This is a genomic window from Oleiphilus sp. HI0066 (assembly GCF_001635725.1).
On the sequence record NZ_LWFH01001000.1, the window covers coordinates 31,302 to 47,473 of the forward strand.

Below are 16,172 nucleotides of genomic sequence, written 5' to 3' on the forward strand. Positions count from 1 at the left end.
AGGTAGCGCAACTCAAGCTTGAATGCCGTGTAGGCGATGTTGAGACGCCTTCACTTCAATCGTTTCGCGCTCCGAATGAACAATACCTCTACCCGCGGTCATCCAGTTCACATCACCGGGCAATACCTCAAGATTGTTACCCAAGCTATCTCTGTGCAACATGGCACCCTCAAGCATATAGGTACTTGTGCTCAAGCCAATGTGGGAATGAGGACGAACATCAACGCCCTCGCCCGGCGCGAAATCAGCAGGCCCATATGATCAAGAAAAGTAAATGGACCAACCATTCTCTGCTCTTTATGAGGGAGAATTCTGGTGACACTAAACCCATCTAAATCTTTTACCTGCCCTTCAATTTTACGCGCCATAAACGTCTCCAAAGGTATTTAAGTGAATTACTCCACGCCAATCGCTCTCAACACACTTTGTTGTGTTTGAGCACCCATTAGCCATTGTTTGGTACCTGCTTTTGGATTAAGCACCAAGGTGGCTGGCAATGCGCCAGGCGTTTCTTCTCCGAACATAGATGCGGGATCATTGAGCAGCATAGGAAGTTGCAGATTAAATTTATCCGCTTCACTTTGTAGTTTGTCGCCACTGAGGCGATCAAAATTGTATGCAAATACAGATAATTGGGGATGATTATCCAGCTCGTTGAGTTCAGGAATTTCTTTCACGCAGGGTTTGCACCAACTTGCCCAGTAATTAATTAGAACAAAATCAGTACCAATGTCTGAATAAGCGAGATCGTTTTGCGCGTGAAGCTGAAACACTTTGTCGACTGAAGAGCTTGCTTGGGAGCAAGCTTGCAGTGCCATTAACGTCATCAATATACCAAGAATTCTTCGCACAATTCGTTCCTTAACCATTCAACTTATTGTTATCATGCACGCCATCAAAATTAGGCATAATTACTCTATTTAATGGCAGTTTAAACATGACAGACATTACGATTTACCACAACCCACGTTGTTCAAAGTCACGCCAAACTCTCGCTCTTATCGAAGAAAAAAGCATTACCCCAACCATTAAGCTTTATCTCGAAGATGTACCCTCTGCAGAGGAAATTAGTTCACTTCTTTCGAAGCTTGGTATTTCTGCTCGCGAACTACTTCGAAAAGGCGAAGATGCATACAAAGAACGAGGATTAAAAGATACCTCAATCGCTGATGATGATTTGATCAAAGCGATGACCGAAGCGCCAAAACTTATTGAGCGTCCGATTGTCGTGAAAGGTGACAAAGCCGTTCTTGGTCGTCCACCAGAAAACGTATTGGAATTGATTTAATGTCGAACCCTTACGTCCTCGTTCTGTATTACTCGCGTAATGGCGCAACAGAAAAAATGGCAATGCAAATAGCTCGCGGAATCGAATCCGTTTCATGTATCGAAGCACGAGTACGGACTGTTCCTCCAGTGTCTGCAAACAATGAGCAAAGCATTGCAGCGGTTCCGAATGAAGGTGCCATGTATTGCAGCGATGAAGACCTCAAAGACTGTGCGGGTCTCGCATTAGGTAGCCCAACTCGTTTTGGAAATATGGCGGCCCCTTTAAAATACTTTTTAGATGGCACTAGCAGCCTATGGATGAGCGGTGCGCTATCTGGAAAACCGGCAAGTGTATTTACCTCAACAGGTTCAATGCATGGAGGGCAAGAGACGACGCTGCTTTCAATGATGATCCCTCTGATGCATCAGGGCATGGTTATTTCAGGCCTTCCCTACACTGAAAAAGCCTTGCATGACACAACAACAGGCGGCACCCCATACGGCGCAAGTCATACAGAAATGGGAACAAACGGTGCTTTGAGCGAACATGAAACCGCGCTATGCCAAGCCCTCGGTAAACGATTAGCCACGCTCGCTCGTAAACTTAATTCTTAATCAGATTCAGAAAACGTTATGACAAATTCTCTCGAACTCAAAAGCAAACGTGCAGCACTTGTTACTAAGATCAGCTATGTCGCTCTGCTAGTCATCTTGGCCTACACCACCTTTGTACCCGGACTACCAGAAGGTGTATCAGTTGCTTTAGTACTTGCTGTGAAATATATCCCCTTGCTGATTGTGCTTCCTGGCCTACTCTTAAATAAACTGCGTTCATATGTATGGCTGTGCTTTATTGTGCTGTTTTACTTCACGCGCGCGTTTGTTGATGCCTATATGCAAGAGTCTTGGCTATCAGCAGACACTTTCATCACAGTGATCACCATGGTTTTATTCCTTGCCGCAATGTATTTTGTGAAATGGGAAAAACTTCAAGGTAAATCGCTATAAGGCAGACATAACAATAGGATTTTCACGTGCAACAGACCACGGCTTCGCTGACGCTTGATTTTAGTCGAACCGTCAATCAATTGGTGAGTGACGGCATTCTTGCGCAAGACGATGCGGATAAACTCCTCAGTTCACCCCGTGGTCAAAAACACGTACAACTCCACCCACTCGAAATCATTGCCGGCGCAGGTTTAAAAGCGCTCAATGGCGATGTGAATGTTGATATGAATTACTTGCTCGACTGGCTCAGTGACTGGTCAGAGCAAGAGATCTTCAATATTGATCCTCTAAAAGTTGATTCACTCAAAACCTCACAAGTAATGTCATTTGCTTTTGCGCAACGACATCAAATTCTTGCCGTTGAAGTGAATAGTGAAGAAGTCGTGATCGCCAGTGCTCAGCCTTTTGCGCATGACTGGGAAAACGATCTACAACATGTTCTGAAAAAGGACATCAAGCGTGTCATTGCCAATCCCGCAGATTTAAGACGATTTACCATTGAGTTCTATGAACTAGCTAAGTCTGTCAACAAAGCCGGTGTCGATGCAGATCAAAGCGCCTACACACAAAACTTCGAGCAAATGCTCGAACTTGGCGGTAGCTCTGGCAAATCGAATCACGACGCTAACGACCAACATATCGTCAACATTGTTGATTGGCTGCTTCAATATGCCTTCGATCAGCGCGCGAGTGATATCCATTTAGAGCCACGTCGCGACATCGTCAACATGCGATTCAGAATAGATGGCGTTCTTCATCCCGTATACGAATTTCCCGCTAAGGTCGGGATTGCCGTTACCAGTCGCCTTAAGATATTAGGCCGATTAAACGTTGCCGAGAAACGTAAACCACAAGATGGCCGAATAAAAACAAAGAACGATAAAGATAAAGAAATCGAGCTACGTTTATCGACCCTGCCAACCGCATTCGGCGAAAAGCTTGTGATGCGTATCTTTGACCCTGATGTGCTGCAATGCAGTTTTGCAGATCTCGGGTTTGCAAATGAAGATCTAAAACGCTGGCAGAACATGATTCGCCAACCACACGGAATTATCCTTGTCACAGGCCCAACTGGTTCCGGTAAAACCACAACGCTTTATTCAACGCTTCGTGAACTGGCAACACAAGAAGTGAACGTGAGTACCGTCGAAGACCCAATCGAAATGATTGAGCCCGCATTTAATCAAATGCAAGTGCAGCACAATATCGATCTGGGGTTTGCAGATGGTTTGAAAGCATTGATGAGACAAGACCCAGACATCATCATGGTTGGTGAAATTCGCGATTTAGAAACCGCTGAAATGGCGATTCAAGCCGCATTAACTGGCCACTTGGTTTTATCCACCTTGCATACCAATGATGCTCCAAGCTCTATCAGCCGTCTTTTGGAACTAGGTGTCGCGCCCTATTTGATTCGCGCAACCTTGCTTGGTGTCATGGCACAGCGTTTGGTACGTACACTGTGCACAAGCTGTAAGACAGAAACCGTAATTGATGCCAATGACTGGGCAGAACTAACCAGCCCATGGAAAACCAAACAACCTGAGAAAGCCTGTAAACCGGTCGGGTGTTTGGAGTGTAGAAACACCGGTTATCGTGGTCGTGCAGGTGTATACGAAGTGATGCCGCTTAGCGAACAAATGAAAGCCAATATTCATGACCAAACCAATATCATGGATTTGCGCAAAATTGCGATAAAAGAAGGTATGCAGTCTTTACGTTTGAGTGGCGCCCACAAAGTTGCCTCGGGCCAAACGACCATCGACGAAGTGTTGCGCGTAACCCCCGCAAGTCTCAGTCGCTGAACAGACTATTCCAGCGCCATTCAGCAGTATCTCCTTGAAGCCTCTCTGGCACAGCGCGTAAGCTATGCGCCACGCTGGACAGGATTTTTAAGGAGACCTTTATGCGTCCAATTATAAAAACAAGTTTGCTTGCTTTATCCGTCGTTTTCGCGAGCAACCTATTCGCACAAACAGCTCAAGAAAAAGGCTTAGAAATCGCTATTGAAAGCGACAAGCGTAATCAGGGCTGGCAAGACTCCACCGCTGATATGACAATGACTCTGCGCAATAAACAAGGTGAAGAAAGTATTCGCTCTTTGCGAGTTAAAAGCCTTGAAGTTGAAGATGATGGCGATAAGAGCATGACCATCTTTGATGAACCCAAAGATGTACGCGGCACCGCCCTACTCACCTTCTCTCATAAAACTGAAGCTGATGATCAATGGCTGTTTCTCCCCGCATTGAAACGTGTAAAACGCATTGCATCACGAAATAAATCAGGCCCGTTCATGGGCAGTGAATTCGCGTTTGAAGATTTGAGTTCACAAGAAGTCGAAAAGTATACCTATAACTACCTTAATGATGAGGCCTGCGGTGATCTGGAGTGCTTCGTAGTGGAACGTACTCCTACTGACAAATATTCTGGCTACACCAAGCAAATCGCTTGGATTGACCAAACAGAATATCGCGTTATCAAAATCGAATTCTATGATCGCAAAAAGTCCTTACTCAAAACACTCGATTTTAAAGGCTATCAGCAATATTTGGGTCAATACTGGCGTCCAGAAATGATGCTCATGCAAAACCATCAAACTGGAAAATCAACCGACCTTACGTGGTCAAACTATGCCTTCCAAACTGGGCTAGCGGATGGTGATTTCACCAAAAACAATTTGAAGCGCGCCAAATAGCCGCTCGATCGATTCGAATGCATTGAGAGCTACCTTAAACCGCTGAGTTTCATAAAAGGAACTGAGAACATTAGGTAGCTTTCAACTCTCTGAACTTCCTCTCAACACGCTGATTTAAGTCAACACAGAACTTCTCTTCGCAGCATTCATCTTGAAATATCATCTCTTTCGCTTAAAACTGCGTCAAAATCCAAACCATTTGGTCAGCAATCCTAAAAAAATCGTGATAAACTCGCCCGCCTTGTTCGCAATGTGACACATCCGCATACACAGCGAGAAATAGTGTCTATTCTTATGTGAGAACGAAAACAATTAGGTACGACCCAAGTGACAGCACAAACTTTTCAAGCTCCCCATCGAGTACTTATGGGCCCAGGCCCGTCAGACGTTTCACCACGTGTTCTTAAAGCACTTGGTCAACCAACTATCGGACATTTAGACCCAGCATTCGTTGGCTTAATGGATGAGATCAAAGATCTACTTCAATACGTTTTCATGACTGAAAACCGTTTGACGATTCCAGTTTCTGCTCCAGGTTCTGCAGGCATGGAAACATGCTTTATGAACATGGTAGACCCTAATGATCACGTATTAGTGTGCATCAATGGTGTCTTCGGTGGTCGTATGACTGAGGTTGCTAAACGTGCCGGCGCTAAAGTGACCACGCTCGAGTTCGATTGGGGCACAGAAGTTGATCCAGCCAAAGTAGAAGAAGCACTTGCCGCAGATGATAGTATTTCGATGCTTGCGTTTGTTCATGCTGAAACATCAACAGGCGTTCGCTCAGACGCTAAAACCTTATGCGAAATCGCACGTAAGCATGACTGCTTAACGATTGTTGATGCCGTGACCTCATTGGCAGGTATTGAATTACGTGTAGATGATTGGGGTATTGATGCGATCTACTCAGGCACACAAAAATGTCTGTCCTGTGTACCTGGTATTTCACCCGTTAGCTTTAGCGAAAAAGCCGTCGCAAAAATCCAGAGCCGTGAACACACCAATGATTCTTGGTTCTTAGATCTGAAACTAGTCATGGCTTATTGGGAACAAAGTGAAGCGCAACCTAAGCGTGCGTATCACCACACCGCACCAGTAAATAGCTTGTATGCATTGCATGAGTCGCTACTTATGGTGAAAGAGGAAGGCCTCGAAAATGCTTGGGCTCGCCACGCGAAACATCATAATGCGCTTGTTGCAGGTTTGAGTGTACTGGGTATTGAACTCATTGTTGCGGAAGAGTATCGCTTACCTGAATTGAATACCCTGAAGATTCCAGAAGGTGTGGATGACGCGGCTGTTCGTACTGCATTGCTTAGCCAATTCGATCTTGAGATCGGCGCGGGCCTTGGCAAGTTTGCAGACAACGCTTGGCGTATAGGTTTGATGGGCAGCGCATGTAAACGTGAAAACGTTGAGCTATGCATCTCAGCCCTAGCGAGCGTTCTTAACGAACAAGGATATGACTGTGACGGCGATGCAGCAATGGCTGCCGTTGCTAATAGCTACGCCTAATATATTTCTCGTTCTAGGGCTCATTGCCAAAGGGTCAGTGTAGCAATACTCTGACCCTTTATTATTTAATCACCCTACATAGTTAAGGCATGAGTTTCGGCATGGACAAACATCTTCTTATCATTGGCCACGCTCCCTCTCCAAATACTCAAACACTCCTAAAAACAATCAACGATGCGAGTAACAAAAGCCAGTGCACTGTAACTAGCTTATCTGCATTTGATACCACTCCAGAGCACATCATTCAGGCAGACGCTGTCATTCTTTTCACACCAGAAAACCTCAGCTACATGTCTGGAGCGATGAAAGATATGTTTGATCGTTGCTATTACCCCGTACTTGAGAAAAAACAAGGTTTACCAGTCGCAGCGATTGTTCGCGCTGGGCACGATGGCACTGGCACGGTGCACGCCTTACCAACGATACAATTACCTTAAAACGCACCTAATTTAGCCGCTCTCGGTAATCATTGAACGACTTTTCATTCTAGAGCCGGTTTGTCATCGCCGTAGAGATACATGATCAGCATATGGGGCAAGGTTAAGGCCGCCAGTAGGTAAAAAAGACTCGCCGTCAATTGTGAGGATACGGTGAGCGCTTGCTCATAGGTAATAAATAAGATGGCGCATAGTAAGAGTAATGTCAGCACGAACAAGCGCCCCAAGGGTGCTTTTAAGTCGCTTCGAGCGGCGGCAAGGTATTTTGCATAATGGCGTATGTGACGGTGACTATGTAAACAGCAGAAATACAGCGCAAAATATGCAAACGGATGACAGGCATACGAGAGTGTGAGCAAAAACAGCCATTCGAGACGAAATGGTCGGGTAAATACGGTAAACAGGTTGATGAATGCCGCCAAGCTCACCAAACCTGTGGCAATGATAAACGCACTCGTTTCTGAGGCTGAAACCCCCAATTGCGCTAAAATCGCCACACTTTCTTGCGTGTGCCAAACAAAAGGAAAGGCAATGATGCTGGCACCATAGAGCGCACGTAAGTAGTGAGCGTATGGCTCCTTATTGGTTTCCACATCTTCGCCAAAATGCCAAGAGGAAAGCGCTAAAAATAGGCATAACGATAAAGTGGGCAGCGCGAGCCAAAGCCCAAACGCCAGCATGCAAAGCAAAAGATAGAGGCTGCTAAATCTTATGAAACGTGTTTTACGCTGATGAATGTTTTGATCGAAGATCCATGGATCAAGTAAGCCATGGGGCAGCCCATAAACAATGACGAGGCCCACTAAAATATATAACGATAGATCGCTCGGAAGGAGTTGTAGTGCGATTGCCAGAGAGCTAATCAGTAGGTAGGGACCGCAGGTATTGATTGCATTGCCTTGGGCATTTGTTTGTACTTTTTTATTGGCGATTAGCATTTTTTTGCTCCGCCTCAATTGATGAATCCGCGCGGCTGACAGAGCGCCTGAATAAAGGGGATTTTGGGCATTGCCATGATGACATTTAGCCAATCTTTAACGCTCGCCTCGCCAGCCATAAAGCGGGCAAAGCCGTCATCAGGCAGCGCCCGAGCCACTTGACTTAATATATCACCCCCTAATCTTGGTTGATTAATCAGCACCTTGATAAACAAAGCGTCGAGGAATCGAACGCTTGGATGATAAGTATCAACGGTTTCAAGACGGCCCGTACGAATCCATTGTTCGGCCGTCGCTGCCGCCCAGTGCTGCATCGCTAAAAAGCCATAACCGGAAGAGGCGCGCAATGCGCCAGCAGCGAGGCCGGCGCGTGGCCAGGATGTATGACCAGAATTGACGCGTCCCATCGGTAAAACGCCCGCTTCATGACGAATGCATTGAGCTGGCGCTAAGCCATATTGCGTCATCCATATCTCTATTTTGGTCTGAAGTATCTCCGGGTCAACTATATGCTGTGTAAAGCGGGTCGGCTCAACGAGCACTCTATCTGGGGCCAGCGCGAGCCAATAAATAAATTCGGTACCGCCCTCATCGCTAACTAGCTCTGTCATTAACCCAGCCCGACGCCAGTCAGGTAAGGGTTCGTGAAGTAGCCACTCTTCGCCGTAAAATACTTGATAGTAATCCGCCGACTGGTAGCGTGCATTGCACTCAATTAACTGCTTAGCAAAAAATATCTTGCCACCAGTCGTGGTTACTTTGAATTTGGCAGGAGGGTCATCAATGGCTTCAATTGTTTGCACAGTCTGCCCAAGCTCGACGGTATAGCCGCCAAGATCAATCAGCGAGCAGGCATCTTGATAAAAAGTGTCTGCAGGCAATGAACAGTAATCATACGCGTGGAAGTCGCACTGTTGCCTATGGCCGCCTCTCAGCGATATTTCACAACTATCCCAATAATGTTCGGCTAATTGGTGCCAGCGACTCTCTTTTTTTGCCCAATAAGACCAGGTCTTATCGTTGCTGAAGGCGGTTCGTTGATCCAGTAACACCACCTTGCCCCGATAGCCGCGTAATGCCAACTCCCTTGCTAGCGATAAACCACTGCACCCTGCCCCAACAATCAGTAGGTCTTGCGTTTCTTGGAGCAGCGTTTTAGTAGGCATAACTGTTTAGCTGGAATAAGGGATAGTTGGGTTTGGTCGGCTCTGGTATATTTTGCAGTAATCGCTCTTCGCGGCCGCTCAACATGACCAATGTGAGCCACAGTTTTCTCGTGAGCGAACTGTGCGCACGGTAGCTGAGATTGTTATAGCGATGACGTTGCAGATCGCGACCAATATCTCGGTATACATGTGCAGCTAGCTGAATGGCGAAACCGGCGCGTGGAGGTAAATATGCTATGCCGAACAGACCGCTTTTATAGTAGTGATCGGCCAGTGTTAAGAGTCGTTTGCTGGCAGTGGCGAGTTCGCTCGTCGGTGTTTTGCGTTGTACAAGCTCGCAAGCGCTTAATTGGTCTGTCCAATCCTTTGGTATGTAGCATCGGCCTATGCTTGCGTCTTCGCCGACATCCCGCGCGATATTGGTGAGCTGTAAGGCAATGCCGAGGTGAACCGCATGATGCAAGGCTTGTTCATTGTTAATTCGCATGACGTCGCACATCAAAATACCAACGGTGCCCGCGACTTGGTAGCAGTATTGTATTAAGTCTTTTTCGTGTTCGATGGCGACATGGCCTTGGTCGAATAGAAAACCTTCCAGCATGTCCTGCAGTGCGCGCTTGGACAAAACTAAATCTGGATCAAAGGTGATTTTCGTCTCTTGATGTTGATCAAAAAGAGATTTAATCGTACGTAATTTTTGCGTACGACTTGGGTCATCTCCATCTGCCAAGTCATCTAGATAACGACACAGAGCATAAAGTTTAGAGACTGATTGGGACAATTCAGCGGAGAAAAATCGTGCCGCCCAGTTAAAGCTTTTACTGTGCTTGGCAATAGAATGCTTTGCATCGATCGCTTCGCCACGCAGTTGCTTAAGACTGAGCTGTAAAGTGTCCATTTACACGCACCGAGCTATGTTTGGCTAAGCTAGTTTTGAGTAATGACTCGGCCACTTTTGCAGAACTGATGACTCCTGGTAGTCCCGCACCAGGATGAGTGCCCGCACCGGTTAGGAACAAGTTATCCAGCGATTCGCCCCGATTATGGAAGCGAAACCAGGCTGATTGATAAAACAGGGGGGCAATTGAGAAGCCGGCGCCAAACTCACTGTTGTAGTTTTGCTTGAAATCGAGCGGAGTCATCGCAAAAACTGATTCTGCGTTTTCTTTAATGCCTGGCAATATGGTCTCATCTAAGCGTTGCAGTACGCGCGCTTGGAACATTTCACGCACTTCATGCCAATTTATCTCCGATTTTAGGTTAGGAACCGGCACGAGGGCATAAAAACTGTCACAGCCCTTTTTGGCAAAACTCGGATCCGTCGCGGTGGGGCGATGCAAATAGATAGAGATATCTTCAGATAAGTTACCATGATGAAAAATGTCATCAAGAAGAGGTTTGTAGGCCTTCCCTAATATAATCGTATGATGTTGTACCGAGGGGTATAGCTTTGGGCTTCCGAAAAATAAAACAAATAAGCCCATCGAGGGCTTAGCAACTTTTCGACGTATTTTGGCGATCCGAGAAGCATGGTCGGGTAACAGTTTGCGATACAAATAAAGTGGGTCCATATTAGAGATACAATAATCGCAGGCTAGCGTATGGCCGTTGTCGAGTTGCACTGCGGTGATACGCTTTTGTTGCGTTTCAAACTTAACCACCTCATGGTTGAGTACTACCTCGATTCCCTCTTCCTGCATTAATTTGGTTAAGGCATCGACTAAGGCTTGTGTGCCACCCATGGCAAAGTGCACGCCATGAGCGCGTTCTAAGTAATGAATTAGGCTATAGATACTGGTAGTATCGAATGGGTTACCGCCCACTAAAAGTGGTTGAATTGAAAATGCTTGGCGAAGTTTATCGTGTTTTAGATGCCGGCAAACTAGCTGCCAAACGCTACGATAACTACCGAGTCGAAGCATTTGTGGAATTACTTTTATCATGTCTATTATTTGATGGAACGGCCGATGCGCTAGTTGCTCGAAGCCAAGTTGATAAATCTCTTTCGAGGCAGCAAGGAGCTTTCGGTAGCCTTTTACATCATCTGGGCTGATCATAGCTATCGACCTTTCGATACGCTCGTTATCACCTCCATAATCAAAATGCGTCCCGTCGTCGTAAACAAACCGATACCAAGTATTTAGGGCCTTAAATTCCACATAGTCAGCGCGCTCTTTCCCGAATAATGCAAACAACTCGTCAAAAAGAAAGGGCGCAGTAATAACCGTTGGACCAGCATCATGCTTGTATCCATCTACTTGAAATCGCTGTGCGCGCCCGCCTGGGTGGGATGTTTTGTCGACAATAGTAACGTCGCAGCCCAATGCTTTTGCTCGCAAGGCAGCGGCAATACCGCCAAAACCGGCCCCTACCACGACAACGTGTGGATTCATAGCAAATCTACCTTGTTGCGGAGCGCATTAATGAAATGCTGTAACGGCAATGCGCAATCTGACTGCGGTATGGAGCATTTCTGGTCGGCGCTGTCTAGCAAGTTTTGCATTTCATCGAGCACAGCCCTTCGAGCAGAAGCCAAAGAGGAGGGGGTAGCGTGATATTTTATGTTTACAGCATTGAGCTGATCCGTTTGACAATCTTGCTCAAAATCTACTACATCGTCATACAATTGATAAGCTAGCGCAAATTGTCCAGCCGCCGTCACTAGCGGCTGGAGCGCAGGCAATCGATTGACGTGCAGGCTGGGTAAGTAAACCGACAGTTGAATGAGTGGTGCCGCCTTATCAAACGCGATAACTCGATAATCGTCTGGGCGTACTTTACCTGCTCTACTTAAGTCAGCCGTTTGGCCTCGAATGGTTTGCTGAACCGCTTGAAAAGCTCGCGTTTGAAGCTGCAGCGAAAACGTTGAGCGAATCTCTGCTAGTAACAGGCTGGCACCCACGATCATACTATCACCGGCGCAAAGGGCTAAAGCTTTACCATACTTAACCCAAAGTGATGGCGTGTTCCGCCGAACTTTGTCTTGATCTTGAATATCATCATGAATCAGCGAGGCGTTATGTAATAGTTCGACAACCGCTGCGAATCGCATTGCGGTCTGCGAATCTATGTTGAGGGCAACCCCAGTTTGATAGCAAAGTGTTGCACGTTTGAGGCTGCCACTGCTCGCAAGATGATATTGCAACATGGCCCCGACCTGTTGACCACTGCTCGCGCAGGAATCGAGCATGATCCGCTTCAACGCTGGTTCAAGGGCAGAGCTTCGCAACGACGCTCTGTTCGGGACCTCAAAATTCACTGGCTGCATCGTATAAGCGGCGTGCTTTTTTTAGAATGCACACCCTATAAACATTTAAGCTTCAGATGTTTGCGTCGCAGCTGCCCAGATTACTACACCAAACGCAATTTTATTTACAAAATCGGCTAAGTTGTAAATTAAGTTCAGTGCTCCAGAGTCGACGCCTCCTGCCATGTAGCCTAAGACGTACCCGATCGGGTAAATAGACCACCCCACCGTGACAATCAATCTGAGTGCTGAGAATGCCTTCTGACTTGCCGCATTACCGCTACTGCTGTTTATCTTGCTCGCTTGTCCAAAGAAAATTTCATAGACAATATATAACCACCCGATCATACCCACAACAAAGCCAGCGGTTATACCCATCGCGCCAACCTCACCTAGGTAGCCGCCCACTAGCATGACCACACTGGCTATCAGAAGTTTCCAAAATAGCACTGCTGGAACTACTGCGATTGCAGCTAAGATTAAATAGAATTCGATAATTTGTAGAGGTACTGTTAATAACCAATCTACGTAACGAAATACTGTTGGGCTCTGTCCTGTTTCAACCCAAACACCGCGCATGTAAAAATAGTGTAAACAAGCAATGCCCGTAACCATGGCTGCGACGGTGAGAGATGTTTTCCATTTACCCTCGGCACGATCGCGTTCAACATAGAAGAAAAATGTCGCAGCAAGCATAGCGGCAGACATCAACCAGAACGAAACACCCACGAAATCTTTAGGATCTAACATAATTATCTCCGATTTTTATGGCAGTGATTGTGCAATCTGGGAATGCTTTAGCGAATCAAATCGACACCAGTTTGCATCACTCCTAAGTTTTCGTTGTGACCTGCTGTACCTCAAATGAGCCACAACCACCTGAACGACCGGTTCCGTACTCTGCATATCACACAGACTTCAACTCCGGTACGATTTCCCAATTAAGCTAGACCATTTTTTACTGGATTCCAGAAAAATTAGCATGTATTTCGAAATTTTTATGAATTTTACACCTTCGTTCTTGGGCGAGGCTGCAGGTAAAAGTCTTGTGTGCAAGATTGAGAGATAGCTTTTGACAAGGTAATCATCCAATCAGGCGTGGGCAACCATAAGCTATAAAAGGACATAAAAGGACAGCAGCGCTGCGCATGGCCATTGCTGACTGGTCAATTAAAACGAACTAGACTATGTCAATAAAAAACATATTGTTACGAGGCTTTGTAACGCTCAAGCTGCTCAAACGCACTGCTATTGTCTTTCTCCAATTGAGAACATTTGTATGAGACATCCGCATCGGACTGTTCCAGTAAGTTATTTTGCCAATAGCACGATCTACTCTCGTCCCGCAGACCTACTAATGCGCTATCGAGCTATTTAGCAAATTTCTGTCGCGAGATGAAAACGGCGCTTACATATCCTAGTGAAAAGGGGAGTAATGCGGTAATTGGTAACCAAACTGCCATAAACGTTGTTCCGAGTTAGCAATAGACTAATTCAACGCGATATTATAGCCCTACACTTGGCTCCACATCTGAATCTACCCTCGGAACCTTGACATGTCACTTAACTCCCAATGTCGCCGAGAACAGCTGTTTAACAACCCCGCCGTCGTCCTTTTCGACCATCTCGCGCGTTTAGTTTATCGAATGTGTAGAGCTGTATATCTAAGCCCTAGCGAGCGTTCTTAACGGGCAAGGACATGACTGTGACGGCGACGCGGCAATGGCCGCCGTTGCAAATAGCCACGCCTAATATATTTCTCGTTCTATGCTTATTGCCAAAGGGTCAGTGTATCGATACTCTGAGCCTTTAATATCTAATGTCGCTAAAGAGTTATGGTATGGACAAACATCTTCTTATCATTGCCCACGCCCCTTCACCAAATACTCAAACACTTCTTAAAACAATCAACGATGCAAGTAACAAAAGCCAGTGCATTGTAACTAGCTTATCTGCATTCGAGACCACTCCAGAGCACATCATTCAAGCAGACGCTGTCATTCTTTTCACACCAGAAAATCTCAGCTACATGTCTGGAGCGATGAAAGACATGTTCGATCGTTGCTACTACCCCGTACTTGAGAAAAAACAAGGTTTGCCGGTCGCGGCGATTGTTCGCGCAGGACACGATGGCACTGGCACGGTCAAGGCCTTACAAACAATTATCACAGGGCTTAGATGGCGTTGGGTACAAGAACCTTTGGTTCTGAGGGGTGACTACCAAGACGCATTTAACGAGCAGGTATCAGAACTTGCTGAGGGAATGTCGATCGCGTTAGCAGAAGGCATAATTTAATTCCTGATACTGTTCTAATTAGTAGTAAACACTTGATTATGTACTAGCCTTACGACGAACGGTTTAAAATTTGACGGTTATATCGAACTTCTTATAGGTAATTATGAGTAAAAAAGGCCTTTTTAAGATTCTTGTAGTTGATGATGAGGAGCAGATCCTAGATTCTTTGAGGCGTCTTTTTCGTTCGAACGACTTCGAAATCATTTGCGAAACGAACCCCATTGAAGCTATCGAAATCCTGAGCATAACACGCTTCGATGTCATCATTTGCGACATGCGCATGCCACAAATGAGTGGTGCTGATTTTTTAGTTCGAGCCAAAAAAATACGTCCAGCAGCCGAACGTATTCTGCTGACAGGTTATGCAGACCTAGACTCTACGATAAAATCAATCAATGATGCCCAAATTTATGCCTTCGTTACTAAACCTTGGGATCCGAATCAGCTAGTTCAATTAGTAGCTAGTGCTATTGAAAAGCAACATAAAGAAAAAGTTAAAATTCGTATCCTTCGTACTTTAAAAGAAACTAATGAGGAGATAGCACAAGCTAATGAGCGTCAAGAGACCGAAATATATGAAAACAAGCAAGACATTCAGCGCCAGCGACAAACCATTCAAGATATGCATACTCTGGCAGCCGAAAGCTGGCTAAACTTATTAGATCTCAGATTCCCTGGCTATCGTGTTCTTGTCAACCATTTCAAAATCATTTTAGACAGATTGATTGATGCATTTGCAATTAACTCAGCAGATGCTGAGACGATGATTGAGTCTGCGAGGCTACACGCGATCGGAAAATTAAGTTTGTCAGACGAAATATTGCAGTTAAATTATCGAGATATGAATACCCAACAAAAAAAAGAATATGAACAATATCCCCATATTGGCGCTTGTGCGTTGATGCCTTTCATACAATTTCTGGGCTGTGCAGATTTAATATTCAAACAAAAAGAGCGTATCGACGGTAAAGGTTTTCCTCAGGGCTTGGATAAACAAAAATTGGACAAGAGCAACATAATTTTCAATACAGTTCTTGAGTATACAGAACTACGTTATAGTCCCTACAGTAAACAACAAAGCCACCATGACACGATGAGCATCCTAAGATCAGCTCCTCTAGCTTATGACCCTGAAGTACTGGAATATCTTGAAACGTTAGATTGGAAAAAAAAGGAGGACAACTCATGCCTCGAAGAGATTCATCTTCCTGTAAACTCCTTAAACGAAGGGATGATTGCCAATAAAGATGTATACAGTAAAGGTTTACTTATTATTCAATCTGGCACCCCGTTCGATAACAATTTAATCTCAAAATTAAAATTACTTGAACATTACAGCAGTACAAAAATTTTAGTAAACGTATTGATCCCAAGTGATCACAAGTCTATCTGATTTTATTCTTATAATGATGATATTCGGGGCAATAATCATAGCTTTGTGGAGCTTTATAAACGGCGATAACAACATTCCTATCGGGCTGAGGTTTGGTTTTCGGTATGGCCATTTTTTATTGGCGTGTCACTCATTGAATTAGATAAAAATAAAACGAACGCGCTATAACTATGAGCAAGCTCATTTAACCAATGGTAAGCGCATGCAC

Annotated in this window: 18 protein-coding genes; 9 read left to right on the forward strand and 9 right to left on the reverse strand. The window is 45.4% G+C overall.

Annotation, left to right across the window (positions count from 1 at the left end):
- Positions 1–12 precede the first annotated feature (12 nt).
- From A3738_RS31975 to A3738_RS11440, 3 genes are read right to left on the reverse strand one after another with little or no spacing between them, the layout of a single operon-like run.
- The gene (locus tag A3738_RS31975) at positions 13–201 is read right to left on the reverse strand and encodes a pirin family protein (RefSeq protein ID WP_231876631.1); all 189 of its coding nucleotides are present in this window, start codon (positions 199–201) and stop codon (positions 13–15) included.
- The gene (locus tag A3738_RS31980) at positions 192–368 is read right to left on the reverse strand and encodes a hypothetical protein (protein WP_231876630.1); all 177 of its coding nucleotides are present in this window, start codon (positions 366–368) and stop codon (positions 192–194) included. Before A3738_RS31980 ends, A3738_RS31975 begins: the two co-directional genes overlap by 10 nt.
- Positions 369–395: 27 nt before the next feature.
- Positions 396–851 (reverse strand): TlpA disulfide reductase family protein, encoded by a 456-nt coding sequence (locus A3738_RS11440; RefSeq protein ID WP_197472360.1) that lies wholly within the window; start codon positions 849–851, stop codon positions 396–398.
- Between the two features lie 86 nt (positions 852–937).
- Between A3738_RS11440 and arsC the strand changes: the two genes are divergently transcribed.
- The 7 genes from arsC (at position 938) to A3738_RS11475 (ending at position 6,924) form a co-directional block, all read left to right on the forward strand.
- Positions 938–1,288 carry an arsenate reductase (glutaredoxin) gene (arsC, locus tag A3738_RS11445; RefSeq protein WP_068502001.1) on the forward strand — a complete coding sequence of 117 codons (351 nt, stop codon included), beginning with the start codon at positions 938–940 and terminating at the stop codon, positions 1,286–1,288.
- A complete protein-coding gene (gene wrbA, locus A3738_RS11450; RefSeq protein WP_068499847.1) occupies positions 1,288–1,884 on the forward strand; it encodes an NAD(P)H:quinone oxidoreductase in 597 nt (198 codons plus the stop codon). The genes arsC and wrbA overlap by 1 nt, the downstream gene beginning before the upstream one ends.
- Positions 1,885–1,902: 18 nt before the next feature.
- Positions 1,903–2,277: a DUF2069 domain-containing protein gene (locus A3738_RS11455; protein WP_068479048.1), complete on the forward strand. Its 375-nt coding sequence runs from the start codon at positions 1,903–1,905 to the stop codon at positions 2,275–2,277.
- Between the two features lie 26 nt (positions 2,278–2,303).
- Positions 2,304–4,082 carry a GspE/PulE family protein gene (locus A3738_RS11460; protein WP_068502004.1) on the forward strand — a complete coding sequence of 593 codons (1,779 nt, stop codon included), beginning with the start codon at positions 2,304–2,306 and terminating at the stop codon, positions 4,080–4,082.
- A 101-nt stretch (positions 4,083–4,183) separates the two neighbouring features.
- A complete protein-coding gene (locus tag A3738_RS11465) occupies positions 4,184–4,972 on the forward strand; it encodes an outer membrane lipoprotein-sorting protein (RefSeq protein ID WP_068502007.1) in 789 nt (262 codons plus the stop codon).
- A 327-nt stretch (positions 4,973–5,299) separates the two neighbouring features.
- Positions 5,300–6,487, forward strand: coding sequence for an alanine--glyoxylate aminotransferase family protein (locus A3738_RS11470; RefSeq protein WP_068502010.1), 1,188 nt, complete (start codon positions 5,300–5,302; stop codon positions 6,485–6,487).
- Between the two features lie 101 nt (positions 6,488–6,588).
- Positions 6,589–6,924: a flavodoxin family protein gene (locus A3738_RS11475; protein WP_068476249.1), complete on the forward strand. Its 336-nt coding sequence runs from the start codon at positions 6,589–6,591 to the stop codon at positions 6,922–6,924.
- Positions 6,925–6,968: 44 nt separating this feature from the next.
- Here A3738_RS11475 and A3738_RS11480 read toward each other — a convergent pair whose 3' ends face one another.
- The 6 genes from A3738_RS11480 to A3738_RS11505 all read right to left on the reverse strand — a co-directional run bounded on the left by A3738_RS11480 (position 6,969) and on the right by A3738_RS11505 (position 13,025).
- A complete protein-coding gene (locus A3738_RS11480; protein ID WP_068502015.1) occupies positions 6,969–7,862 on the reverse strand; it encodes a Brp/Blh family beta-carotene 15,15'-dioxygenase in 894 nt (297 codons plus the stop codon).
- A 14-nt stretch (positions 7,863–7,876) separates the two neighbouring features.
- On the reverse strand, positions 7,877–9,028 hold the full coding sequence (locus tag A3738_RS11485) for an FAD-dependent oxidoreductase (RefSeq protein WP_068502020.1): 1,152 nt from the start codon (positions 9,026–9,028) through the stop codon (positions 7,877–7,879).
- Positions 9,018–9,926, reverse strand: coding sequence for a phytoene/squalene synthase family protein (locus tag A3738_RS11490; protein WP_068476251.1), 909 nt, complete (start codon positions 9,924–9,926; stop codon positions 9,018–9,020). Before A3738_RS11490 ends, A3738_RS11485 begins: the two co-directional genes overlap by 11 nt.
- Positions 9,901–11,421 carry a phytoene desaturase family protein gene (crtI, locus tag A3738_RS11495; protein WP_068476252.1) on the reverse strand — a complete coding sequence of 507 codons (1,521 nt, stop codon included), beginning with the start codon at positions 11,419–11,421 and terminating at the stop codon, positions 9,901–9,903. The genes A3738_RS11490 and crtI overlap by 26 nt, the downstream gene beginning before the upstream one ends.
- On the reverse strand, positions 11,418–12,176 hold the full coding sequence (locus A3738_RS11500) for a polyprenyl synthetase family protein (RefSeq protein ID WP_068474486.1): 759 nt from the start codon (positions 12,174–12,176) through the stop codon (positions 11,418–11,420). The genes crtI and A3738_RS11500 overlap by 4 nt, the downstream gene beginning before the upstream one ends.
- A gap of 165 nt (positions 12,177–12,341) precedes the next feature.
- Complete coding sequence (locus tag A3738_RS11505; RefSeq protein ID WP_068502023.1) at positions 12,342–13,025, reverse strand: bacteriorhodopsin-like; 684 nt, start codon at positions 13,023–13,025, stop codon at positions 12,342–12,344.
- 1,090 nt (positions 13,026–14,115) lie between these two features.
- On the opposite strand from A3738_RS11505, the gene A3738_RS11510 reads away from it, so the two are divergent.
- A complete protein-coding gene (locus A3738_RS11510; protein ID WP_068476255.1) occupies positions 14,116–14,571 on the forward strand; it encodes a flavodoxin family protein in 456 nt (151 codons plus the stop codon).
- Positions 14,572–14,674: 103 nt separating this feature from the next.
- The gene (locus A3738_RS11515) at positions 14,675–15,964 is read left to right on the forward strand and encodes a response regulator (RefSeq protein ID WP_068763605.1); all 1,290 of its coding nucleotides are present in this window, start codon (positions 14,675–14,677) and stop codon (positions 15,962–15,964) included.
- Positions 15,965–16,172 lie beyond the last annotated feature (208 nt).